Annotated in this window: 22 protein-coding genes; 15 read left to right on the forward strand and 7 right to left on the reverse strand. The window is 63.6% G+C overall.

The features are described 5' to 3' along the window. Positions 1-68 precede the first annotated feature (68 nt). The 14 genes from truA to ACH6CX_RS04165 all read left to right on the forward strand — a co-directional run bounded on the left by truA (position 69) and on the right by ACH6CX_RS04165 (position 15,828). Positions 69-950, forward strand: coding sequence for a tRNA pseudouridine(38-40) synthase TruA (gene truA, locus ACH6CX_RS04100; protein WP_232941459.1), 882 nt, complete (start codon positions 69-71; stop codon positions 948-950). Positions 951-1,041: 91 nt separating this feature from the next. Continuing rightward, the gene (locus tag ACH6CX_RS04105; protein WP_396674903.1) at positions 1,042-1,662 is read left to right on the forward strand and encodes a phosphoribosylanthranilate isomerase; all 621 of its coding nucleotides are present in this window, start codon (positions 1,042-1,044) and stop codon (positions 1,660-1,662) included. Between the two features lie 54 nt (positions 1,663-1,716). Then, positions 1,717-2,934: a tryptophan synthase subunit beta gene (gene trpB, locus ACH6CX_RS04110; RefSeq protein ID WP_370636692.1), complete on the forward strand. Its 1,218-nt coding sequence runs from the start codon at positions 1,717-1,719 to the stop codon at positions 2,932-2,934. Positions 2,935-3,011: 77 nt separating this feature from the next. Then, the gene (gene trpA, locus ACH6CX_RS04115) at positions 3,012-3,821 is read left to right on the forward strand and encodes a tryptophan synthase subunit alpha (protein ID WP_237063904.1); all 810 of its coding nucleotides are present in this window, start codon (positions 3,012-3,014) and stop codon (positions 3,819-3,821) included. 196 nt (positions 3,822-4,017) lie between these two features. Next, positions 4,018-4,872 (forward strand): acetyl-CoA carboxylase, carboxyltransferase subunit beta, encoded by an 855-nt coding sequence (accD, locus tag ACH6CX_RS04120; protein WP_232941463.1) that lies wholly within the window; start codon positions 4,018-4,020, stop codon positions 4,870-4,872. Between the two features lie 117 nt (positions 4,873-4,989). After that, positions 4,990-6,255 (forward strand): bifunctional tetrahydrofolate synthase/dihydrofolate synthase, encoded by a 1,266-nt coding sequence (folC, locus tag ACH6CX_RS04125; protein WP_396674906.1) that lies wholly within the window; start codon positions 4,990-4,992, stop codon positions 6,253-6,255. Beyond that, complete coding sequence (locus ACH6CX_RS04130) at positions 6,242-6,859, forward strand: SPOR domain-containing protein (RefSeq protein ID WP_232941465.1); 618 nt, start codon at positions 6,242-6,244, stop codon at positions 6,857-6,859. The genes folC and ACH6CX_RS04130 overlap by 14 nt, the downstream gene beginning before the upstream one ends. Positions 6,860-7,021: 162 nt before the next feature. Next, positions 7,022-7,513 carry a CvpA family protein gene (locus tag ACH6CX_RS04135; RefSeq protein ID WP_232941466.1) on the forward strand — a complete coding sequence of 164 codons (492 nt, stop codon included), beginning with the start codon at positions 7,022-7,024 and terminating at the stop codon, positions 7,511-7,513. A gap of 44 nt (positions 7,514-7,557) precedes the next feature. Beyond that, the gene (gene purF / locus ACH6CX_RS04140; RefSeq protein WP_232941467.1) at positions 7,558-9,045 is read left to right on the forward strand and encodes an amidophosphoribosyltransferase; all 1,488 of its coding nucleotides are present in this window, start codon (positions 7,558-7,560) and stop codon (positions 9,043-9,045) included. Between the two features lie 226 nt (positions 9,046-9,271). After that, on the forward strand, positions 9,272-10,456 hold the full coding sequence (locus ACH6CX_RS04145; protein WP_232941468.1) for an O-succinylhomoserine sulfhydrylase: 1,185 nt from the start codon (positions 9,272-9,274) through the stop codon (positions 10,454-10,456). Between the two features lie 183 nt (positions 10,457-10,639). Beyond that, a complete protein-coding gene (locus ACH6CX_RS04150) occupies positions 10,640-11,551 on the forward strand; it encodes a MoxR family ATPase (RefSeq protein ID WP_232941469.1) in 912 nt (303 codons plus the stop codon). 5 nt (positions 11,552-11,556) lie between these two features. Then, complete coding sequence (locus tag ACH6CX_RS04155) at positions 11,557-12,555, forward strand: DUF58 domain-containing protein (protein WP_232941470.1); 999 nt, start codon at positions 11,557-11,559, stop codon at positions 12,553-12,555. Then, the gene (locus ACH6CX_RS04160; RefSeq protein WP_396674910.1) at positions 12,555-14,564 is read left to right on the forward strand and encodes a DUF3488 and DUF4129 domain-containing transglutaminase family protein; all 2,010 of its coding nucleotides are present in this window, start codon (positions 12,555-12,557) and stop codon (positions 14,562-14,564) included. The genes ACH6CX_RS04155 and ACH6CX_RS04160 overlap by 1 nt, the downstream gene beginning before the upstream one ends. Positions 14,565-14,589: 25 nt before the next feature. Further along, positions 14,590-15,828 carry an MFS transporter gene (locus ACH6CX_RS04165; RefSeq protein WP_232941472.1) on the forward strand — a complete coding sequence of 413 codons (1,239 nt, stop codon included), beginning with the start codon at positions 14,590-14,592 and terminating at the stop codon, positions 15,826-15,828. A gap of 35 nt (positions 15,829-15,863) precedes the next feature. Here ACH6CX_RS04165 and ACH6CX_RS04170 read toward each other — a convergent pair whose 3' ends face one another. The 3 genes from ACH6CX_RS04170 to ACH6CX_RS04180 form a co-directional block, all read right to left on the reverse strand. Continuing rightward, positions 15,864-17,618, reverse strand: a complete 1,755-nt coding sequence (locus tag ACH6CX_RS04170; protein ID WP_396674912.1) for a sugar phosphorylase — start codon at positions 17,616-17,618, stop codon at positions 15,864-15,866. A 17-nt stretch (positions 17,619-17,635) separates the two neighbouring features. Further along, on the reverse strand, positions 17,636-18,859 hold the full coding sequence (locus tag ACH6CX_RS04175; RefSeq protein ID WP_232941474.1) for a glycosyl transferase: 1,224 nt from the start codon (positions 18,857-18,859) through the stop codon (positions 17,636-17,638). A gap of 87 nt (positions 18,860-18,946) precedes the next feature. Beyond that, on the reverse strand, positions 18,947-19,804 hold the full coding sequence (locus tag ACH6CX_RS04180) for an HAD-IIB family hydrolase (RefSeq protein WP_396674915.1): 858 nt from the start codon (positions 19,802-19,804) through the stop codon (positions 18,947-18,949). A 250-nt stretch (positions 19,805-20,054) separates the two neighbouring features. Between ACH6CX_RS04180 and ACH6CX_RS04185 the strand changes: the two genes are divergently transcribed. Continuing rightward, positions 20,055-20,405: a DUF3175 domain-containing protein gene (locus tag ACH6CX_RS04185; RefSeq protein ID WP_396674917.1), complete on the forward strand. Its 351-nt coding sequence runs from the start codon at positions 20,055-20,057 to the stop codon at positions 20,403-20,405. A 39-nt stretch (positions 20,406-20,444) separates the two neighbouring features. Here ACH6CX_RS04185 and ACH6CX_RS04190 read toward each other — a convergent pair whose 3' ends face one another. From ACH6CX_RS04190 to ACH6CX_RS04205, 4 genes are all read right to left on the reverse strand, one after another. Further along, the gene (locus tag ACH6CX_RS04190; RefSeq protein WP_396674919.1) at positions 20,445-21,095 is read right to left on the reverse strand and encodes a glutathione S-transferase family protein; all 651 of its coding nucleotides are present in this window, start codon (positions 21,093-21,095) and stop codon (positions 20,445-20,447) included. 133 nt (positions 21,096-21,228) lie between these two features. Further along, entirely contained in the window at positions 21,229-21,606 is a 378-nt protein-coding gene (locus ACH6CX_RS04195) for a DUF4440 domain-containing protein (protein ID WP_232941478.1), read from the reverse strand. A 147-nt stretch (positions 21,607-21,753) separates the two neighbouring features. Further along, positions 21,754-22,209 (reverse strand): nuclear transport factor 2 family protein, encoded by a 456-nt coding sequence (locus tag ACH6CX_RS04200; protein ID WP_232941479.1) that lies wholly within the window; start codon positions 22,207-22,209, stop codon positions 21,754-21,756. 341 nt (positions 22,210-22,550) lie between these two features. Further along, positions 22,551-23,294, reverse strand: a complete 744-nt coding sequence (locus ACH6CX_RS04205) for a glycine zipper 2TM domain-containing protein (RefSeq protein WP_232941480.1) — start codon at positions 23,292-23,294, stop codon at positions 22,551-22,553. Positions 23,295-23,536: the final 242 nt, after the last annotated feature.

Genomic DNA, 23,536 nt, shown 5'->3' on the forward strand with positions numbered 1-23,536 from the left:
AGGCAAAACCCCGCACTGGCTGCGGGGTTTTTTTATGGCATTTTTTTACCGATTGCAGGCCAGAGCCAATGCCTTCCGAGTACCAGTACAAGCCCAATGGCGAAGTGCCCCCCGGCGAGCAGCTGCCCGCGGGCCTGCGGCGTATCGCCGTGGGCGTGGAATACTGCGGCGCCCACCTGCACGGATTCCAGAAGCAGAAATCCGCCGCTGCCACCGTGCAGGCCTACCTGGAAAAAGCCCTGTCGGCGATCGCGGCCGAACCGGTGACGTTGGTCTGCGCCGGGCGCACCGATGCCGGCGTTCACGCCACCAACCAGGTGATTCACTTCGATACCGCGGCGATCCGGCCCGCGCGCGCCTGGGTCCAGGGCGTGAACACCAAGTTGCCGGATGCGGTGCGGGTACGCTGGGCGCAGGAAGTGCCGCCGCAGTTCCATGCGCGTTTCTCCGCGCGCGCGCGCAGCTATCGCTACCTGATCCACAGTGCGCCGACACGCTCGGCCCAGGCCGCGGCCGAGGTCACCTGGACCCAGCACCCGCTGGACCTCGAAGCCATGCGCACCGGCGCCCGGTACCTGCTGGGGCGGCACGATTTCAACAGTTTCCGCGCCAGCCAGTGCCAGGCCAAGAGCCCGGTACGGGAAGTCACCCGGCTGGACCTGGCCAGGGTGGGGCAGCTGATCGTCATTGAAATCAGCGCCAACGCCTTCCTGCACCATATGGTGCGCAATATCACCGGCGTGCTGATGGCGGTGGGGCGGGGCGAGCGGCCGCCGGAATGGGTGGGCGAAGTGCTGGCGGCGCGGGACCGCACCGCCGGCGGCGTTACCGCGCCGCCGTTTGGACTCTACCTGGTGGACGTGCAGTACCCGGCGGAGTTCGGCCTGCCGGCCAGCGAACCCGGTCCAATGCTGGTGCCGCTGCCCCTGGGCGGCCTGGTTTCCGGCTAGTGGCCGCCGGGGCCGCGTTTCGCGGCCGGTGCCGATCTGCTAACATCGCTTCCTCCCTATTTTTTGAACCACCGGTCGGTTGCGTAACGCGATGCAAGTGAAAGTGTGCGGGATTACCCGCGCGGACGATGCGGAGATGGTTGCCCGGGCGGGTGCGGATGCCCTGGGGCTGGTCTTTTACGAGCGCAGCCCGCGCCATGTTACCGCGCCGCAGGCGGTCTCCATTGCGGCGGTGGTACCGCCGTTCCTTACCCTGGTGGGCCTGTTCGTCAACGCCAGTGCCGATGAAGTGAACCAGGTGCTGGCCAGGGTGCCCCTCAACCTGCTGCAGTTCCACGGCGATGAGACCGCAGACTACTGTGAGCAATTCGGTCGTCCGTATATCAAGGCCCTGCGTATGAAAGACGACCTGGATGTTGTGGCCGCCATGGCCGAGCATCCTGGTGCGCGGGGATTCCTGCTGGACGCCTACCGTCCCGGGGTGCCCGGTGGCACGGGCGAGTCCTTCGACTGGCAGCGGGTGCCACAGGACAGTGGCCAGCAGATTGTCCTCGCCGGTGGACTGACACCGGATAATGTGGCCACGGCCATCCGCACTGCGCGCCCCCAGGGCGTGGACGTGAGCGGCGGCGTCGAGTCGGCGCCGGGCATCAAGGATGCCGACAGGGTTTACACCTTTATCACCGCGGCGCGGCAGGCGTTAAACGATTGAGCGGTCCTTCCGGCAAAGCCATTTGCGGGACCAGCGGTAACAGGAGCAGTGAGAGTGAGCGATAAGAAGTCGGTGGATTATTCAGCCTTTCCGGATGCGCAGGGGCATTTCGGTCCCTTTGGTGGCCGTTTCGTGTCCGAGACACTGATCGGTGCCCTGGATGAACTGCGGGAGATGTACAACAGCCTGAAGGATGACCCGGAATTCCGGGCGGCCTTCGACTACGACCTGGCGCACTATGTTGGCCGGCCTTCGCCGCTGTACCTGGCCGAGCGCCTGACCGCCGAGGCGGGCGGCGCGCGAATCTGGCTCAAGCGCGAGGACCTGAACCACACCGGCGCCCACAAGGTGAACAACACCGTGGGCCAGGCGCTGCTGGCCAAGCACAGCGGCAAGCGCCGCGTGATCGCCGAGACCGGCGCCGGCCAGCACGGCGTGGCCACCGCCACGGTAGCGGCGCGGCTGGGTCTGGAGTGTGCGGTGTATATGGGTGCGGAGGATGTGAAACGCCAGTCCCCCAATGTCTACCGCATGAAGCTGCTGGGTGCCGAGGTGATCCCGGTGGAATCGGGCTCCAAGACCCTGAAGGATGCGATGAACGAGGCCATGCGGGACTGGGTCACCAACGTCGATGACACCTTCTACATCATCGGCACCGTGGCCGGCCCGCACCCGTACCCGCAGCTGGTGCGTGATTTCAATTCGGTGATCGGCCGCGAGGCGCGCGCCCAGAGCCTGGAGGAGTTCGGCCAGCTGCCGGACGCGCTGGTGGCCTGTGTGGGCGGTGGCTCCAACGCCATCGGCCTGTTCCACCCGTTCCTGAACGACAGTGACGTGAAAATGTATGGTGTCGAGGCCGGTGGCGAAGGCCTGGCCAGTGGTCGCCATGCGGCCCCGCTGAACGATGGTGTGCCGGGGATCCTGCACGGCAACCGCACCTACCTGATGGAGGATGACGACGGCCAGATTATCGAGACGCACTCGGTTTCCGCCGGCCTCGATTACCCGGGGGTAGGGCCCGAGCACGCCTGGCTGAAAGATATCGGCCGCGTGGACTATGTGGTGGCGGATGACCAGGAGGCGCTCAATGCCTTCCGCATGCTGACCCGCAAGGAGGGGATCCTGCCGGCGCTGGAGTCCAGCCACGCGGTGGCCTATGCCCTCAAGCTGGCCGCCGGTATGTCGCCGGAGCAGAACATTGTCGTGAACCTGTCCGGGCGCGGCGACAAGGATATTTTCACCGTGGCCGCTATCGACGGCATCGAGGTCTAGGGACCTGTGCGGCGCGGGCCGCGAAAAGAATTGCAGAAGTGGCGCCGCGACGGCGCGGATCAACAGGAATTGAGCGAGTGACACAAGACAACCGAATCGACCGCCGTTTTGCCCGCCTGCGGGAAGAGGGCCGCAAGGCCCTGGTGACCTACCTGGTGGCGGGTGACGGCGGCCCGGAAAACACCGTGCCGCTGATGCACCAGCTGGTGGCCTCGGGCGCCGACCTGATCGAGCTGGGGGTGCCTTTCTCGGATCCCATGGCCGAGGGCCCGGTAATCCAGCGCGGGCACGAGCGCGCCCTTGAGTACAAGACCTCCCTGCGCAAGTGCCTGGAGATGGTGCGGGAATTCCGCCGGGAAGACAGCGACACACCCGTGATCCTGATGGGTTATGCCAACCCGATCGAGAAAATGGGCGCGGAGCCGTTTGCCGACGCGGCGCTGGATGCCGGTGTCGACGGCGCCCTGACGGTGGACCTGCCGGCGGAAGAGGCGGGCCCCCTGAGCGAAATGCTGAGCGCGCGCAACCTGCGCAATATCTTCCTGCTGACCCCCACCACCAGCGAGGAGCGTATTCGTGCGATCACCGGCCTGGCCAGCGGGTTTATTTACTATGTATCGCTGAAGGGCGTCACCGGGGCGGGCAACCTGGACCCGGAAGCGGTGCGTGAGAACCTCGAGCATATCCGCGGCTTCACCGACCTGCCGCTGTGTGTGGGTTTCGGTATCCGCGACGGCGCCTCTGCCCGTGCGGTCAGCGAGGCCGGCGACGGTGCCGTGGTGGGCAGTGTGCTCGTGTCGGCCATCGGCGAGGCAGCCGACGGTACGGCAGCCCGGGATGCCGTGGCACAGCTGGTGGGAGGGATTCGCCGGGCGCTGGACGCCTGACCCCCGGGTGGGCGAGGCGAACTGTGACAGAGGTTTGCACATCACCCGGCAGTTGTGACCGGCTGGCCAGAAAGCCCCTGTGGGCGGCTGAACTGGCTGCACCCGGAAATGGTGTTAGTGTTTTAATTCTCGTCCTCAAAGCCACCGGCCAAGGACATGACTTTGGCCCTCAGAAGCATCGGGATTTGGAAACAAAATGAGCTGGTTAGAAAAAATCGTTCCTGCGGTCATTCGCACCGAGCGCCGTCCCGGCGCCAGCAAGGTCCCGGAGGGAGTGTGGAAAAAGTGCGTCAAGTGCGACGCCATGCTCTACCGGCCGGAGCTCGAGCGCAACCTGGATGTATGTCCGAAGTGCGACCACCATATGCGTATCGGCGCAAGGCGCCGGCTGGACATCTTCCTGGATGAGGAGGGGCGCGAGGAGCTGGCTACCGACGTGGTGCCCGTGGATCGCCTCAAGTTCAAGGATGTAAAGAAATACAAGGACCGCCTGACCCAGGCGCAGAAGAATACCGGCGAAAAGGATGCCCTGATCGCCATGCGCGGTACCCTGGAGGGCAAGCCTGTGGTGGCGGTGGCCTTTGAGTTCGCCTTCCACGGTGGCTCCATGGGCTACGTGGTGGGTGAGCGCTTCACCCGTGCTGCCCAGCTGGCGTTGGAAGAGCGCATCCCGCTGGTGTGTTTCTCGGCTACCGGCGGTGCCCGGATGCAGGAGGCCCTGATCTCGCTGATGCAGATGGCCAAGACCTCCGCCGTGCTGGAAAAAATGAAAATGGCCGGCGTGCCCTATATCTCGGTGATGACAGATCCGGTATATGGTGGTGTGTCCGCCTCCCTGGCCCTGCTGGGCGATATCAATGCCGCCGAGCCTGGCGCGCGGGCGGGTTTTGCCGGGCCCAATATCATTGAGCAGACCATCCGCCAGAAGCTGCCCAAGGGCTTCCAGCGTGCCGAGTTCCTGCTCGATCACGGCGCGATCGACATGATCATTCCCCGCAACGACATGCGGACCACCCTCGCGCGCCTGCTGGGCAAGCTGTCCGGCGCCTGATCCTGATCCCGCGGGTGCGGCCGGTCGCACCCGCGTTCTCCCTCCCTGGCCCTTTCCCTGTTACCGTCGCCGCTCTCGCGGCATACTGGGCCCGGCAATATCGTTACGGGGTTTCCCATGAGTGAACTGCAATCCTGGCTCGAGCGGCTGGAACGGCTGCACCCGACCGAAATTGAACTGGGCCTCACCCGGGTCGCCGCTGTGGCCCGGGAACTGGGTGTGGAGAAGCCGGCGCCGCGGGTGATCTCTGTAGCCGGTACCAACGGCAAGGGTTCCTGCGTGGCGACCCTCGAGGCGCTGTTGCTGGCCGGCAACCAGCGCACCGGGGCCTACAGCTCACCGCACCTGCTGCGATTCAATGAGCGGGTGCGCATCGACGGCCGCGAGGCGACCGACGCGGAGCTGGTCGAGGCTTTTGAGCAGGTGGAGGCCGCCCGCGGCGACACCAGCCTGACCTATTTCGAATTCACCACACTGGCGGCCCTGTGGCTGTTCCAGCGCGCCGGGGTCGACGTCGCCCTGCTCGAAGTAGGGCTGGGTGGCCGCCTGGATGCGGTGAACCTGGTGGATGCAGACCTGGCCGTCATCACCAGCGTGGCAGTGGACCACGAGGCCTGGCTGGGCAGCGACCGGGAGGTAATTGGCCGCGAGAAGGCCGGTATCCTGCGCCCCGGCAGCCCCTTTGTCTGTGCCGACCCGGAGCCGCCGCTGTCGGTGGTTTCCGCGGGGGCCAGCATGGGCGCTGAAGGTTACTTCCTGGGCTCCGAATACCACCTCGACAATGACTGCTTCCGCTTCGGTGAGCGGGAGATTCGCATACCTGCGGATATTGCGCTGCCGCGCCCCAGTATTGCTGCCGCGCTGGCGGCGCTACTGGTGCTGGACGCCATGCCGTCGGTGGCGGATGAGGAAGTGACCGGAATCCTGGCCGGCCTGCAGCTGCCCGGCCGCTGCCAGCGCCTGCGGTGGCGGGGCCGGGAACTGTTGCTGGACGTGGGCCACAACCCGGCAGCCGCGGCCTACCTGGCCCGATGGCTGGCGGAGCACCCGGTGGCGGGCCAGACCCGGGCGCTGGTGGCGGCAATGGCCGACAAGGACCTGTTGGGCCTGTTTGCGCCGCTGGCGCAGGTGGTGGACGCCTGGTGCCCGTCCCTGCTGCCGGGCAATGACCGGGCCGCCGGCTGCGAGGCGCTGCTGGCGGGGCTGGAAGCGGCCGGGGTGCCGTCCGCGCGGGTCAGTGCCGACTGCCCCGCCGTGGCGGCGGCAATGGACCGCCTGGTCGCCGATACCGGGAGCGATGACAGGTTGCTTGTTTTCGGTTCTTTCTTTACCGTTGCAGAAGTTTTACAACACGTACGAGATGACATCGATGGCGAGTCGTGATCGCGCCCCGGGTAAGCGGGGGCGCCTGGACGATGGCTTCAAGCAGCGTATCGTGGGCGCGCTGGTATTGGCTGCGCTCGCGGTGATATTCCTGCCGTCCCTCTTCGATCGCGAGGGGGCGCGCTATATCGATGTCACCAGCCAGATCCCGCCGGCCCCGGATATCCAGCCGATCCGGATCGCCGAGCCCGAGCCAGTGGCCGATGCCGCCCCGGCACCGCATCCCGATGACGCATTCCAGCCCGCCCTGGCCAGTGAACCCGCTGAGCCCGAGCCGGCGCCGGCGGAGCCCGCCGCCGAAGCGGACCAGCAGGCACAGCCGGGGAAGGTGGCCGATGCACCGGTGCTGGATGCCCGCGGCCTGCCAGTGGCCTGGGTGGTGCAGGTAGCTTCCTACAGTCGCGGTGACCGGGCCGAATCCCTCCGCAACCGCCTGATGGACGAGGGTTACAAGGCTTTTACCCGCGAAGTGAGCACGGACAGGGGGCGCTATACCCGCGTGTTCGTGGGTCCCAAAACCAGCAAGGCCGATGCCGGTGTGGTCAAGCGGGAGCTGGACCAGCTGCTGGACGTGCAGACGCTGGTGCTGCGCTTCAAGGCATGATGCGGGACCACGCGGTCAGCATTGTGAAATCCCATTGCCAAATGCCATATACATTGGGCTGCAGCTCCTAATGATCCATGCTTTTGCGAACAGCTTCACGCGCCGGGTCCGGTAAGTTAGAATGCGCGCTTCTCGCGGCAGCTGCCGAGGCAGGTAGGTTGAATGAATTGGGCTGACTGGACCATCCTGGCTATCGTGGCCATTTCCACGCTGATTGGTCTCAGCCGGGGATTCGTACGCGAAATCCTCTCCCTGCTCACCTGGGTTGCCGCCTTTGTGATCGCCATGATGTTCCGCGATGAGCTCGCCCCACTACTCTCTATGGTAGATACCCCTTCCCTGCGGGCGATAGCAGCCTTTGCCATCCTGTTCCTGTTCACGCTGCTGGCCGGTGCCGGCCTGAATATGACGCTGTCGGCTTTTGTCGAGGCCACCGGCCTGTCGGGGACCGACCGCACCCTGGGAATGGTTTTCGGCCTGCTGCGGGGCACCATCATCGTGCTGGCACTGCTGATACTGGCACCGGCGCTGATTCCGGTGGAGGGGGACACCTGGTGGCAGGAGTCGACGCTGATTCCCCATTTCCTCGAGTTTGAGGATCACGCACGGCGGGCCGCCGAGGCGATCCAGGACTTTTTTGTAGAATTGTTTTAACCGGGCGGCGCAGCTGCCCCAAGACGACCAGTAGGGCTAAGACTATGTGTGGTATTGTCGGTATCGTCGGTAAGAGTGACGTCAACCTGCAGTTGTACGATGCACTCACCCTGTTGCAGCATCGCGGCCAGGACGCAGCCGGCATCATGACCTGTGACAAGGACCGCCTGAACCAGCAGAAGGCCAATGGGCTGGTGCGGGATGTGTTCCGCGCGCGGCATATGCAGCGCCTCACCGGCAACTTCGGCATCGGCCATGTGCGGTACCCCACCGCCGGCAGCTCCGGGCCGGCCCTGGCCCAGCCGTTCTACGTCAACTCCCCCTACGGCATTGCCATGGCCCACAATGGCAACCTGACCAACGTCCGCGACGTGGTGGAAGAGATCTACCTGCAGGACCTGCGCCACATCAATACCGATTCCGATTCCGAAGTGCTGCTCAACGTGTTCGCCCACGAGCTGCACAAGCAGCACAAGCTGCAGCCCAAGGCGGAGGACATCTTCACGGCCATGCGCGCGGTCAACAAGCGCGTCCGTGGCGGCTACGCCTGTGTGGCGATGATCGTCGGCTACGGCATCGTCGCATTCCGCGACCCGCACGGTATCCGCCCGCTGGTGTACGGCAAGCGCGAGACCGACAAGGGCACCGAGTACATGGTGGCCTCCGAATCCGTGGCGCTCGACGTGGGCGGCTACACCCTGGTGCGGGATGTGGCACCGGGAGAGGCCATTTACATCGAGCTGGACGGCACCGTGCACTCGGAGATCTGTGCCGACAACACCTCGCTCAATCCCTGTATCTTCGAGCACGTGTACTTTGCCCGTCCCGATTCCATCATGGATGGTGTGTCCGTACACAAGGCGCGCCTGCGCCAGGGTGAACACCTGGCTGAGAAGATCCTGCGCGAGCGCCCCGACCACGATATCGACGTGGTGATCCCGATTCCGGACTCCGCCCGTACCGCCGGGCAGACTGTCGCCCATAACCTGGGGGTGAAATTCCGCGAGGGGATGGTGAAGAACCGCTATATCGGTCGCACGTTCATCATGCCGGGCCAGAAGCAGCGTAAAAAATCCGTACGCCAGAAGCTCAATGCCATCGAGCTGGAATTTCGCGGCAAGAATGTGTTGTTGGTGGACGACTCCATCGTGCGCGGCACCACCTGCAAGCAGATTATCCAGATGGCCCGTGAGGCGGGCGCCGCGAAGGTTTACTTCGCCTCCGCCGCGCCGGCAGTGAAGTACCCGAATGTCTACGGCATCGATATGCCCTCCGCCCAGGAGCTGGTGGCCCACGGTCGCACCACTGAGGAAATCTGCGAGGAGATCGGTGCTGACTGGCTGATCTACCAGGACCTGGAGGACCTGGTGGAGTGTTCGGCCGAGGGCAACGACAAGATCGACGAGTTCGATTGCTCGGTGTTCAACGGCGACTACATCACCGGCGATGTTGACGATGATTACCTGGAGCAGCTGCACGCTTCCCGCAACGACGAGGCGAAGAACGAGAAGGGCAACCAGAGCGCACTCTGAACCGGCTGCTTGCAGCCGGAACCTGGTAGGAGCGGCCGCTGGCCGCGAAAACACCGGGGCAATTGCCAGCTTCGTATCTCCTCCTCCCCTGGCCCGGCGCAGTCCGGGCCAGTCTCTTCCGCCTTCCTCGTGCCCAAGCCGCCCTTACCGGGGATTCGCAGTTTATTATTCTGCCGCCATCGTTCATCATTGACTGTTCACGACTCATCGGTACCCGGGACGGTTTATGTTCGAAGACGACGATTACTCCCTGGAGACCCTGGCGGTTCGCGCCGGGCAGGTGCGCTCACCGGAGGGCGAGCACTCCGAGGCCATGTTCCTCACCTCCAGTTATGTTTTTCCCTCTGCGGCCGAGGCCGCCGCGCGTTTTTCCGGTGAATCCCCCGGCAACGTCTATTCGCGCTATACCAATCCCACCGTGCGTATGTTCGAGGAACGTATCGCCGCGCTAGAGGGCGGCGAAGCCGCGGTGGCCACTTCCAGTGGCATGGCGGCGATCCTGAGCCTGTGTATGGCACTGCTGAAAAGCGGTGACAAGGTGATCTGCTCGCGCAGCGTATTCGGCACCACCACGGCATTGTTTACCCGCTACATGCAAAAATTCGGCGTGCGCGTGGCATTTGTCGATCTCACCGATATGCAGGCCTGGCGCGAGGCGCTGGACGGCGATACGAAGCTGTTGTTTATGGAGACGCCGTCCAACCCCCTGTGCGAGGTGGCGGACATCCGCGAGCTGGCGGAGCTGGCCCACAGCGCCGGCGCCCAGCTGGTGGTGGATAACTGTTTCTGTACCCCGGCACTGCAGCGCCCGCTGGAGCTGGGTGCGGACATCGTGGTGCATTCCGCCACCAAGTACCTGGATGGGCAGGGCCGCTGCGTCGGCGGCGTCGCCGTGGGCAGCAAGGAAGTCATGGACGAACTGGTGATCTTCCTGCGCACCGCCGGCCCCAGCATGAGTCCATTCAATGCCTGGGTATTCCTGAAGGGCCTGGAAACGCTGGGTCTGCGCATGCAGGCGCATTCCAACAACGCGCTGGCGCTGGCCTGGTGGCTGGACGAGCAGGATGCGGTTGAGAAGGTAAATTACACCGGCCTGCCCAAGCACCCGGGTCACCTGCTGGCAGCCAGCCAGCAGCGCGCCTTCGGCGGTGTGCTGAGCTTCCGCGTGCGCGGTGGTCGGGAAGAGGCCTGGAAGGTGATCGACGCCTGCCGGATCTTTTCTGTTACCGCCAACCTCGGTGATGCCAAGAGCACCATCGTGCACCCGGCCACCACCACCCATGGCCGTCTCAGTGAAGAGGACAAGGCCCGCGCCGGGATTACCGAGAACCTGATCCGGGTCTCGGTGGGCCTGGAGAATGTCGACGACTTGCAGCGCGACCTGGCCCGCGGCCTGGCGACGTTGGCGTAACTGGCACTGCCGCAAGAGGGCGGCGGCGCCATTTGTGCGTTGTCGCGCAGAGTCGCGCAGGCATCAACCTATCATTACAGGTTGTTGCCATCGAAAGTCCTGTGCCCCGCGCTGTAAAGCGGCTGGCGGGATCGGCGGGGATGCCCGCCACATGTAGAAAAACCGAGCTGTAATGGATTAGCCGTGCAAAAAATCATTTCCGCAGTCGTCGCCGATATCGGCAAGGTGTTACTGGGCAAGGACCACCAGGTAAAACTGGCCCTGGCCTGCCTGCTCTCTCGCGGGCACCTGTTGATCGAGGACCTGCCCGGCATGGGCAAAACCACCCTGGCCCATGCCCTGGCGCAGGCACTGGGCCTGTCCTACAAGCGGGTGCAGTTCACCAGCGACATGCTGCCGGCGGATATTGTCGGGGTTTCGATCTTTGAGCGCGACAGCGGCAGTTTCCGTTTCCACGAGGGGCCGGTATTCAGCCAGCTGTTGCTGGCCGACGAAATCAACCGCGCCTCGCCCAAGACCCAGAGCGCCCTGCTGGAGGCCATGGAGGAGCGCCAGGTGAGTGTCGATGGCGAGACCCGCCCATTGCCACAGCCGTTCTTCGTCATCGCCACCCAGAACCCCATGCACCAGTCCGGTACCTTTAGCCTGCCGGAGTCCCAGCTGGATCGTTTCCTGATGCGTATCAGCCTGGGCTACCCGACCCGCGAGGCGGAACGGGCCCTGTTCCAGGGCGTGGATCCCCGCGAGCAGCTGCGGCAGCTGCGGCCGCGGCTGGACCGGGCCGGGCTGGCGAAGCTGCAGGCACTGGTGGGGCAGGTTAAAGCCTCGGCCAGCCTGCTCGATTATCTCGAGCGGCTGGTACTGCACACGCGCCAGAGCCAGGAGTGCCCGGTGGGACTGTCGCCGCGCGGGGCGCTGGCGCTATTGCATGCGGCGCGGGCCTGGGCGCTGATTCACGCCCGTGGGCATGTGGTGCCTGAGGATATCCAGGCAGTGCTGCCGGCAGTGGCGGGACACCGCCTGCAAAGTGAAAGTGGTGACGGCGCGCAACTGGTGGAGCGCCTGATTCGCCAGGTCGACGTCATCGCGGCCTGACCGGCATGGCAATTCCCCCCAACGCGCAGGGCGATACGACCGGTTCCTGGCGCAGGCGCTGGCGCCTGCTGATGTCCGACTGGCTGGACCGGCGTGCGCCGCCAGCCTCGCAGGTAGTGCTGGACCACCGACGGCTGTTTATCCTGCCCACCCGCGCCGGGCTGGCGTTCCTGCTGGTAATCGTCCTGTTGTGGCTGCTGGCCACCAACTACGAGAACAACCTGGTGTTCGCCCTCGCATTCCTGCTCGCCAGCCTGTTCGCAGTGCTGCCGCTGCATACCTTTGCCAACCTGGCCGGCCTGGAGATTCGCCTGCTGGATACCGGCACCGCGTATGCCGGGGACTTTGCCACCGCACGACTGGCGGCGGCACGGGGCAAACAGCGCCCGGGAGAGCATATTTCCATCGGCTGGCGGGAGTCCGAGCCGGTAACCCTGCAACTGGAAGCGGGGCAGGAAACCGAGGTGGAGATCACCCTGCCGGTGGTGCGTCGCGGCCTGGTGCGCGCACCCCGCCTGCTAATCGAGAGCCGTTTCCCGCTGGGACTGTTCCGTTGCTGGAGCTGGGTCGACCTGGATGTCGAGTTCCTGGTCTACCCCCAGCCGAAACCGGCCGGCCCCCTGCCGCTGGGTGAGTCACTGGCAGAAGGGGAGGCGGAGCAGAAGCGCCGCGGTGGCGATGATTTTTCCGGGTTGCGTCCCTACCAGCCCGGCCACTCGTTGCGCCAGGTGGCCTGGAAGCAGTTTGCTGCAGGCCGCGACCTGCACAGCAAGGATCATGAGACCGGTGTGGACAGCCGCCTGTGGCTGGACTGGGACCTGCTCGGGGGCCGGGATGTGGAGACCCGGCTGAGTAACCTGTGTCACTGGGTGCTGGAGGCAGACCGCCAGCAGCTGGCTTATGGCCTGCGACTGCCCGGCCGTGTGATAGAGCCCGGTGGCGGCGATGTCCACCGTCGGCAGCTGCTGGCGGCATTGGCGCGCTTTCCGGTGCAGGGGGTCTGATGGCTTATTCCGGACGACTACCGCGCGAAAGCCTGTTATGGATATTTGCGGCACAGTTCGCCGTCCTGTTGCCGCACTTCGCGCGCCTGCCACTGTGGATTGTCGCTGGCTGGCTACTGGCGGCCTGGTGGCGGGCCGAGGTTTCCCGCGGGCGCCGAGAGCTGCCGGGCAGAATGATCAAGCTGGTGGCAGTTGCCTTGGTGGTCGGCGGCCTGGTGTTGTCCTACGGGCATTGGTTTGCGCTGGAGCCCATGGTGGCGCTGCTGGCCGTATCGTTTACCCTCAAGAACCTGGAACTGGTAACCCGGCGGGATGCGTTCCTCAGCCTGTTGCTGGCGTATTTTGTCGCCGCGACCCTGTTTATTTTCGACCAGGGAATTCCTCACGCCATATACGGGGTGCTGGCGGTCCTGGTGGTCACCGCCGCGCTGGTGGCGCAGGCGGGGGCGGGCAGTGCGGGGCCGCGGCGTGCGCTCGGGTTGTCTGCGCGCCTGCTGGCGCAGTCAGTACCCCTGATGCTGCTGTTGTTCCTGGTCATGCCGCGCCTGGGGCCGCTGTGGGCGGTGCCGCAGGAGGATGCCTCCGCCACCACCGGGGTTTCGGACAGTATGTCGCCGGGGGACTTCGCCAACCTGTCCAAATCCGACAAGCCGGCGCTGCGGATTACCTTTGACGGGCCGGTGCCGCCACCGGAACAGCGCTACTGGCGCGGCCTGGTGTATGCCGATTTCGATGGACGTCGCTGGAGCCAGGGCTTTGGTGTGGACCCCCGCGAGGGCGGCCAGGTGTTCTGGCGCGATAATGAGGTGGCATTACCCGAGGTCGGTCCCCGTTACCGCTACCAGGTGATCCAGGAACCCACCCGCAGCCAGTGGTTGTTCGCCATGGCGCGCCCGCACTCCGCTACCGACGGGGTGGGGGAGACCCGCGACGATCGCCTGGTGCGGTCGGAGCCGGTGTTCAGTCGCCTTGCCTACGAGGTGCGTTCCTGGCCACGTGACAGCATCAATGAAGTGACGCCAATGGGTGATTTTGACCGGCGCCGCAACCTGCAGCTGCCGGACGGCGGAAATCCCCGTGCCCGGGAGTGGGCCGCTCGCCTGCGGGCGCAGGGACTGTCACCCAGCGAAACCTCCGACGCGGTGCTGTCGTTCTTCAATCAGCAATTTACCTATACCCTCGCGCCACCTTCACTGGGTGCGGATACCGTCGATGGATTCCTCTACGATACCCAGCGGGGCTTCTGTGAGCACTTTGCCGGCAGCTATGTGTTCATGATGCGCGCCGCGGGCATTCCGGCGCGTGTAGTGGCCGGCTACCAGGGCGGTGAGTGGGTCGAGGGGGAAGAGTACCTGCTGGTGCGCCAGTACGACGCCCATGCCTGGGCCGAGATCTGGACCGGTGAGCGCGGCTGGCAGCGGGTGGATCCCACTGCTGCAGTGGCGCCGGAGCGGGTACGCAATGGCCTGCAGACAGCCGCGGCGGATGAGTTTATGCGCGATGCGCTGGTGCCCTTACACCGCTTCCCGGTCCTGAAGCGGTTGCAGTTGCAGTGGGATATGATCAATTACCGCTGGTACCGCACGGTGGTGGGCTTTGACAGCCAGCGCCAGCAGGACCTGCTGCGCGAGCTGCTGGGCCAGGTTACCAGTGCGCGCCTGGCACTGCTGGTGGCGCTGCCCGCGGTGGGGGCGCTGCTGGGTATCTGGGCCTGGTTGTGGTTCAGTGGGCGAGGTCGCAGGGCACCGCCGGCGGCCCGGCTCTACCGGCGATTCTGTCGCCGGCTGGCCCGCTACGGTGTGGAGCGCCGCCCGGGGGAGGCACCGGCGGACTTCGCCGCCCGGGTAGGGCGGGAGTTACCGCACCTGGGCCCTATGGCGCGGAGTATCACCACGGCCTACCAGCGGGCCGCCTATGCTGACGACCCGGCCGCGCTGGTACAGTTGCGCCGCCTGTTACGCGGTTTCTGGCCGCGATTGCGTCGTGGACCGGCCCCGGGGCAGGGGTGAGGTAAACCATGTTCGGATTCAAATAATGTCGTTGATCAGCTTGCCGGCCAGGTTACACGCGTTCCTGGCAGGGTACGGATGTACGTCACTGGCCACCGGGCTGCAGGTAATCCTGTTGCCCTGGATCGCGGTGGCGGTGGTGGAGCTTCCGGCACTGCACCTGGGCTGGGTACAGGCCTCGGTGCTGCTGCCCAACCTGCTGTTCCTGCTGCTGGGCGGAGTACTGGCGGATCGCCGCGATGCGGCCTCGGTGGCGGCCATCGCCTGCCTGGGGCTGGCGGCCTGCCACGGCGCCCTGCTGTGGTATTTCAGCCTGCGACTGCCAGACCTGGCGGTGCTGTTGCTCTACGGTGTGGGCCTGGGGGTGTGCACGGCTTTCCTGCAACCGGCGCGGGATAACCTGGTGCAGCGCAGCGCCCACAATGACACCGCGCCGGTTTCCCACGACCGGGTGCAGGCCACGGTAACCTGGATGATGCTGGCCCAGTATGGCGGCCAGGCGGTGGGAATGCTGTTCGCCAGCCGTTTTGACCAGTGGGGCGTCGTCCCCCTGCTGTCCCTGCAGATCGGGGTGCTGCTGGTGGCCGCTGCGCTGCTGTATTCCCTGCGTTTTCGCACCTCGGCGCGGCCCTTCGAGCGGGTGCTGCCACTGGCACTGATCCGCGAGGGCGTTGAGGAGGCGTGGCGCAGCCCGGCCCTGCGCGAACTGATCGCACTGGTGGCCTTCAATGGCTTTGTCCATATCGGTGTGTTCCTGGTGGTACTGCCCCTGCTGGCGGCTGACTACGGTCGCGGTGCCAGCTATTACGCCACCCTGCAGCTGGCGTTTGTGGCCGGCACGGTGCTGGCGACCATCGTGATGTTGCGGCGGGGACAGGGTGATGCGCCGGGGCGGGGCATCCTGATGTGCCTGCTCTACAGCGCGGTGTTGCTCGTGGGGATCAGCATTGGCCCCACGGCCATCGGCCTGCTGTTGTTATGTCTCTGCTGGGGCGCGGTGGCGGCCGCCTCGGCCGCCCTGGGGCGGGCCATTGTACAGCTGCTGGCACCGGCCGAGGTGCGCAGCCGGATTATTTCCATCTACCAGCTGGCCCTGTTCGGCAGCGCCGCCCTGGGCGCCCTGGGCGCGGGAACCCTGAGCGAGTATGCGGCGCCACTGACCACGCTGCTGTGGGCGGGCATCCTCAGTTTTGTCGCCTTCGCCCTGGCTGCCCTGAACGGTTCCCTGCGCCGCCTGCGGGTATCTGCCGATACCGTGCGCTAGCGGCAGCTAGGGCCCCGGGGGTTGCGTCCCCCTTGTTACCAGCGGTTGGTAATCCATAGCGTCTGGTAGGGCGCCAGGGTCACCGTATCCAGCATATCGTCAAACACCTGGTCACTGATCAGGTCTTTCCAGACATCGGTGCCGATCAGGTTGATGCTCGACAGGTTAATGGTCTGCTCGGTGTCGGAAATATTGTTGATACAGAAAATGCTCTGGCGGCGGTCCATGCTCTGGCGCCAGAAGGCGAAGAGCTGCTCCCCCAGGTGCAGGGTGAACTGGGTGGCATTGGGGTGGAACGCCGGCTGGTCGCGTCGGATTTTGATCAGCCGGCGCAGGTGGTTGAAGACCTGGTGGTGCTTGGATTCCGGATCCGCAAGTTCCCGGTTCAGGTCTTCTTCCCGCCACTGCCGCCGGTTGATGGCGCGGTTGTGGCCATGCTCCTCGACGCGCTGGTAGTCGTTGGTGCTGCCCACCAGGCTGTGCAGGTAAAAGGCCGGGATTCCCTCCAGGGCCAGCATGATGGCGTGGGCACAGACGAAACGCTCCAGCTGCAGGCCATCCTCACCGGCGGTGGTGCCGCGCATGGCGTCGAACAGCGAGATGTTGATCTCGTAGGGCTTGCGGTTACCGTCATCCAGTGCACGCCAGGAAATCTTGCCGCCGAAGTTCTCCATGGTCTGGATCAGAACCTCCTGCTCTTCCTCGCTCAGCAGCCCCTCTACCGGTCGCAGGCCAATGCCGTCGTGTGAGGCGATGAAGTTCAGGTAGGTGGTGCCGTTCTGTGCCGGCGGCATACTCATCAGCCAGTTCTTCAGGTGATGGTTGTTGCCTGATACCAGGGTATTGACCAGCAATGGCGGCAGGGAGAAGTTGTAGATGCAGTGCGCCTCGTTGGCATTGCCGAAATAGGACAGGTTCTCGCGGTTGGGAATATTGGTTTCGGTGATGATGACCGCATTCGGGTCCGCGTGTTCGATCAGGGTTCGCAGGAGCCGCACGATCTCATGGGTCTCCTCCAGGTTGATACAGCTGGTGCCGATTTTCTTCCACAGGAAAGCCACGGCATCCAGCCGGAAAATGCGCACACCCATATCCAGGTAGAGCCGGATGACATCAACCATTTCCAGCAATACTTCCGGGTTGCGAAAATTCAGGTCGATCTGGTCGTGCCCGAAAGTACACCAGACACAGCGCATTTCATCCCCGTTACTCACTGCCCGCAACAGCGGTGTGGTGCGTGGGCGCACGACACCGGACAGGTTCTCGTTCGGGTGTACACAGAAAAAGTATTCGCGGCCGGGGGAGATGTCTTCCTGGAAATTCTTGAACCACTGGTGCTCCGCCGAGCAGTGGTTGATGACCAGGTCGGCCATCAGGTGAAAGTCGGTACTGATGCGCAGGATATCGTTCCAGTCCCCCAGGCCCGGTTCCACCTGCTTGTAGTCGATCACCGCGAAGCCGTCGTCACTGGAGTAGGGGAAGAACGGCAGGATATGCACGCTGTTGATCAGCATGGTGAAGTGGGTCTTGAGAAAGTGGTGCAGCGTCTTTAATGGGTGCTGCCCCTTGCGCTGGATCGTATTGCCGTAAGTAATCACGACAATATCCGTCTGGTCCCACAGGTTCTTGTGGGCAATCGGTGTCTGGCATTCCTCGTCCAGGCGCATGACCTTCATCAGTCGCTGCGCCAGTGTGGCCCCGTCCTGGTCGGGATAGATGACCGCCAGGTGTTCGCAGAGTCGTTTCTGCAATACTTCGCGGATGGGCATGTCTTCAGTCAGTGCGTTCATCGGTGCTTCCCGGCCTGTTATGTTCCGTATTCCTCGTAGTCCATCTCCACCGCGGACTTCAGTTCCTGCAGGAACTCCGGTGCGGCGCTGGTGATGCGGCTCCAGCTGGGGATAAAGGGGGTCTCCATCGGGTTTTCCAGGAAGGTCTGCCCGGCCTTCATCAGGTTGCGCGCAAACAGCTCCACAGTCTGTTCCTCGCGGTGGATATCGAAATCGAGCCCGTTGATGATGGCATCGTTGCGATAGGTCTCGACAAAATCCAGCGCAATGCGGAAGTAGGTAGCCTTGATACTGCGAAAAGTCTCGGTGGAGAACACCGTGCCCTGGGTGGCCAGCTTGCGGAACAGTGACTTGGATATATCGATGGACATCTTCGACAGGCCCGCCTCCTGGTCGTCAAAGGAAACCTTCTGGTGCTTGTGGTCGTAGCGGTGGGCGATATCCACCTGGCACAGGCGGTTGGTGGAATAGTTGCGGTGCATCTCTGACAGCACACCGATTTCCAGCCCCCAGTCACTGGGAATCCGCAGGTCGTTGATCACGTCCCGGCGGAATGAGAACTCGCCGGCCAGGGCATAGCGGAAGCTGTCCATATAATCGAGGTACTCGGTGTGGCCATAGATCTTTTTCAGGGTACGGATCAGCGGCGTTACCAGCAGGCGGCAGACCCGGCCGTTGATCTTTCCCGACGCCACGCGCGAGTAATAGCCCTTGCAGAACTCGTAGTTGAAGTTGGGATTGGCGATGGGGTAGAAGAGCCGCGCCAGCAGCAGCCTGTCATAGGTGACGATATCGCAGTCGTGCAGGGCGATGGCCTCGCCGCGGTTGGAGGCGAGGATATAGCCCAGGCAGTACCAGACATTGCGCCCCTTGCCCGCCTCCCGGGGCGCCAGGCCGCGGGCCTCCAGCTTGGCGTCCAGCTCGCGCAGGCGCGGGCCGTCATTCCACAGTACCCGCACGTGCTGGGGCAGCACACTGAACTGGCGCAGTGCGTCGCGATACTGGGCTTCGTCGGCACGGTCCAGGCCAATCACGATCTCGGACAGGTAGGGTACCTGCTTCAGCTGCTCGAGGATGGCCGGCAGGGCCTCGCCTTCCAGTTCCGAGTAGAGGGAAGGCAGCAGCAGGGACATGGGACGCTGGCGGGAGAATTCCATCAGTTCCCGTTCCATCTCGTCCTGCGTTCGGTTGGAGAGGTTGTGCAGGGTGGTAATGGAGCCGTTCTGGAAAAAGTCGGTCACGGGCGCCTCCTGTAGGGGCTGGTAGATGGCCATGCTGGTGGCCTGGGTATTCTCGTTTTCTCGCGCTGGGTCAAAGCTGTGGTGGTGCTATTTATTCCGTTCATCAGTTGGAGCGAGCAGTGGTGCGATGCACTCGTGCCAGCCCGCCGGGCCTTCCTGCTCGCTGGTGAGTACCAGCCGGGATGCTGTCTCCTCCAGCTCCGGTGGCTGGCGGTGGGGGCCGCGCACAATCACGGCAATATTCGCCACCGCGAGCATATCCAGGTCGTTGGGGCTGTCCCCGGCCGCCACCAGCCCATAGTCACCCGGTTGTGCCCGGCGATAACATTCGAGCAGTTGCAGGGTTGCGCGCCCCTTGTCGGTGTCACCCAGCAGGTGCAGGAAGCGGCCACCCTCCAGGGTGGCGAGCCCGGCTTCGCGGGCACGGGCACAGAAAGCCCGTTTTTCCCGATCCGTGCCGCGCCATAGCAGCGGCTCGGAGTAGTGACGTGTCTGTGCCGCCGCAGCCTGCTGCGGCGTCAGGCCGGTGGCGTCCACGATCTCCTGCAGTGTGGCATTGGCAAAGCCCAGGTAGGGTGAGCCGTGCGTTCGTGTATCGCGGTCCAGGTAATCCAGCAGGTCCCGGCGGGGCTTGCCTGGTTCCAGCACCCAGAAGCCGGCCTCTTCGCGGGCCCCGGGCGGGGGTTCCGGGAAGTAACCGACGGGGATAAAGATGGCCGAGCCATTTTCGACAATAAACGGGTGGTGGTTGCCCAGCTCCTGCCGGATCTCGATCATCTCGTCGCGGGTCTTGCTGCTGTTGAGGATGACCGGGACTTCGCGTTGGTCCAGCTCGCGCAGCAGCCCGTCGACCGGTTCATGGGAATAGGTGAAGTGGTCCAGCAGGGTGCCGTCCAGGTCACTGACCACCAGCCAGTGCTTGTCGTGCGTTTTTTCTTGCGCCATTGCCACGTCGATCCGGATCACTCTGTTACAGCCTGTACGTAAATAGAATCCAAAAATAGTGCCAGTCTGGGATTATGAGCCAACAAAATGCCCGGCAGGCGCCATCGCGGTGCGCTGTGGCACCTGATTCCTTTTGTGTCTGGAGAGTCGCTGATCTTTACTGATCAGGTGCTGCAGTTTGGTGAAAGTCGGCCGCACACGATCAAGCGGTATGCCTTATATTGGCGCATTTTGGCCTGGATGCCGCTATTTGCACCAACTCAGTGCATGGCGACAGCCGGACCAGGTGGAGGGTGATATGGCGGGTAAGCGCAGGGGAAAAAACGATGACAAGGAGAAATGGTCGGACAGGGTAACCCGCACCAGCGATGCGCTGGACCTCCAAGAGGGTGTATTCACCCTCGATGACCCGGCCGAGATTGCCCGCTCCCTGAAACGCTCGGCAGAGACCAGTGAGCGACGCAAGTCCGATCCCTACCGTTCTGCCATGTCGATGCTGACCTTCTATATCAACCGGGCGGGGAGCAAACTGCCGGAAGAGAGGCGGGCGGTGCTGGAACAGGCCAAGGAGGAGTTGCGTCGGGTGTTTGGCCGCGAGTGACCGGCCGTCGCGCCTATGTGCAGGCTGTGGCAAGGAAAATCACAGATTATCCTTATCCGCCGCAGCGAAATGCGCCATCTGGTCCGAATATGCTTTCATAAACGCGGGCCGGTCGACAGCGCGCGCGACATAGTCACGGCAGGTAGGGTATCGGGCCAGCCCGTCGAACCTGGCCACAAGACGCAGTACATCCGCCATGGCTATATCGGCGACCGAGAAGGTGCCGGCCAGCCATTCGCACCCTGCCAGTACCTGTTCCATATGCTGGAGCCGCGCATCGAGGAACCCATCCAGGTGTTTCCGTCCCGGCGTTTCAGTGTTGTCACCGGAAAAAATGAATATTGACCATGGCAGGCTGGCCGCCTCAACCGAGTTGAGCGCAGCGAATAGCCATTTAATCACCTCGCTGCGGGCGCCTGGCTCAGTTGGCATTAGCGTGTCACTGTGCTCTCCCAGATGGAACAGGATCGCGCCACTCTCGAAAATTGAGGTCTCGCCGATGGTCAGCCAGGGCACCTGCCCGAAAGGCTGGTTCGAGAAATGCCCGGTATCCCTTGCACGAAACGGCACACTCTCAACACGGTATGGCAAGCCGGCTTCTTCCAGTGCCCAGCGCACGCGAATGTCACGCACGTATCCCCTGGGCATATCGGGGACCCAGTCGAAAGTGGTGAGGATCAGTTCGGTCATTGGGTATCTCCTTTTGCGAACCCCTCTATCCAGAGCGCTCTGGTACCGCAGGAGAAGTTGAAAACGCCGTGTACCGGGGCAGATTATTCAGGTGCCTCGTACAGGTTAAAAGCTATTCAAATGCAATGTCCAGTCAGGGCTGGAGTTCGAACGGGGCCACCTTTGTGCCCTGGTGGTAAACCATCTTCCAGGATCCGTTCTCCAGTCTCCATATGGATGTTCTGTATGAGAAAGTCCCGGTATCACTTCCTGCCTTCTTGATAAAAGCCCTGTGCACTGTTTGTGTGACGCCATCCCCAAGAATACGAAACTCCCTGTCCTGCGTTTGTGCAGACCAATCGGCATCCTGCGGCAGTTGCTCGAGAAGCTCTGCGAGCCCAAAGCAGGCACCGCTGGCGCCGATCTCCCTGAAGTCGCCAGAAATCAATTCCCTTAATTTCGTGCGAGATCGTCGTACGGAAGTATTCAGTAAAGATTTTTCTTTGCTGATGATCTCTTCCTGGAGGGACATGTGCCTGGAACCTGGTTGTTCGGGGTGCCCAACCGGTGTCAGTGAAGTTTGCCCCCAGCTTCCCGCACCGAGAGCGGACCCCCGCAACCCGAAAATAGAGTTATTGGTTCTACGCATATAGCGAACCGCTAGAGCCAGTGTGTCGGGCTAGGACTTCTGCCGGCTGGTATCGTGAAACTGCCACAGTACGTTGATGATTTTCCAGTCGCCGGCTCTGGTCTTGTACAGGTGCATGTAATCGATCCACTCATCTACTGTGAGCTTTACTGAGGCCGTCCTCTGGTCAATATCAAAAATCTCGATTTCGACTTTCGGTTCCTCGGGAAACCGGTCACCGTCCTTGTTGTAGGCCGCCGCCAGCTCCAGCATGTCCTCGTAATCCGTCTCTAGGATGAACTCCTTGCCCTTGTCGTCCAGCCAGTAGGTTCTCTTGGCCAGGTCCCTGTCGAGCCCTCTCTTTGCCAGGCCCGGCTGAACCTTGTGCTGTGACTCGATATAGTCCAGTACGGCTCTCCTGATACTCTCCTCATCGGTGGGCGTGCCTGCGTGGGAAACTGCTGACACCATGAAAGTCAGGGTCAAAAGTACCAATACCTTGAACATAAAAATCCCTTTCAGTGTAAAAAGTTTTTCTTTGATACAGGGAGGGCCCTGTCATTATTCCCGGGCCCTTCACTCGGGCTTACGGCCGTGTTCAGGGGCAGTCCTCGCCACGAATAAATTGTATCTAGCCATAAATGGCCGGCGATGGCTATGACCGGGTGGCGGGTGCAGGAGTGCCGTGGGAGCAGGTTCGCATTATGCGGGTAGGGCCTGCGGGCACGGGGACGCGTTGGTGTCGGGGAGCGGGTGGTTTGGCGGGAGGTCAGGGTGCGGGGAACCGCAGCCGGGCCCTTCCTGAGGAGGGGCCGGCGGTTGTGGCCGGCCCCACCCAGCGGGGAGGTTTACAGGGACTGCACCCAGGTGCCGTCCGGGCGGCGGCAGGCGGAGCCCTGGGTTACCACCGGCTCGCCGGAGCCCATCACCTCGGCGGTGAAGGGGCGGCAGTAGCTGTCGCCGCGCTGGTGGACCGGGCCCGGGGTGACCGCGTAGCGTTCATTGCCCTGCTGGCTGTCCCAGGTGATGCGTTCGCCCTCGGGAGCGAATTCCAGTGCCTGGGCCACGCAGGCCTGGTTGCGCTGGTCCATGCGCTCGCCGATCTTGCCGCCGATCAGTACGCCGGCAATGGCGCCGCCGATGGTGGCGGCTGTCCTGCCGCGGCCGTCACCGATCTGGTTACCGATCACGCCGCCGACTATGCCGCCCAGTACGCTGCCCACTTTATCGCTGTTGCAGCGGGTCGCGGTGGCCTGCGGTGCGGGGCGCCATTCCGGGCGGTACTCCGGTTCCGGCGCGCGCTGGTCGAACCAAGGCGGCAATACGGCCACTGCGACGCGGTCATGGTGGTGGTCGTCGTAGTAACGGTCGCCGCGGCACTTGCGCTCTTCCTTGTAGTCGCCGTCGCGCTCCCATTTGCGCTCCACCTTGCAGTTGCCGTCCCAGTACTCTTCCTTGCGGACATAGTGCTCGTGTTTGTGCTTGTGCTTGTGGTGCTTCTTCCAACCGCGGCCCTCCGGTGGCTCGGCGAATACGGCAGCGGAAAGGCTGCCGCACAGGATCAGGGAAGTCATTATCGCGAGCTTTTTCATGGGCCCCTCGTTGCTTGAATTTTGATCTAATGGTTTGTCGTCGGTGTGCCTGGTGCTGGGGCACCCGGGGCGCCGGCGTATTGGTGTGTTTTCAGGCGCCGGTCGTAAGTCGCCAATTTTACCAATTGGTTCCATCGTATTGGAGGGTGGGGGGCAGGGGATGCGACCGGGGTCACCCTTTTGGATGACCGGTCAGGGAGAGCAGTGCGTCCGCCGGGGCTGCATACCCCGGCAGAAGATGG

The sequence above is a fragment of the Microbulbifer sp. JSM ZJ756 genome (genome assembly GCF_044383805.1).
Taxonomy (GTDB): Bacteria; Pseudomonadota; Gammaproteobacteria; order Pseudomonadales; family Cellvibrionaceae; genus Microbulbifer; species Microbulbifer zhoushanensis.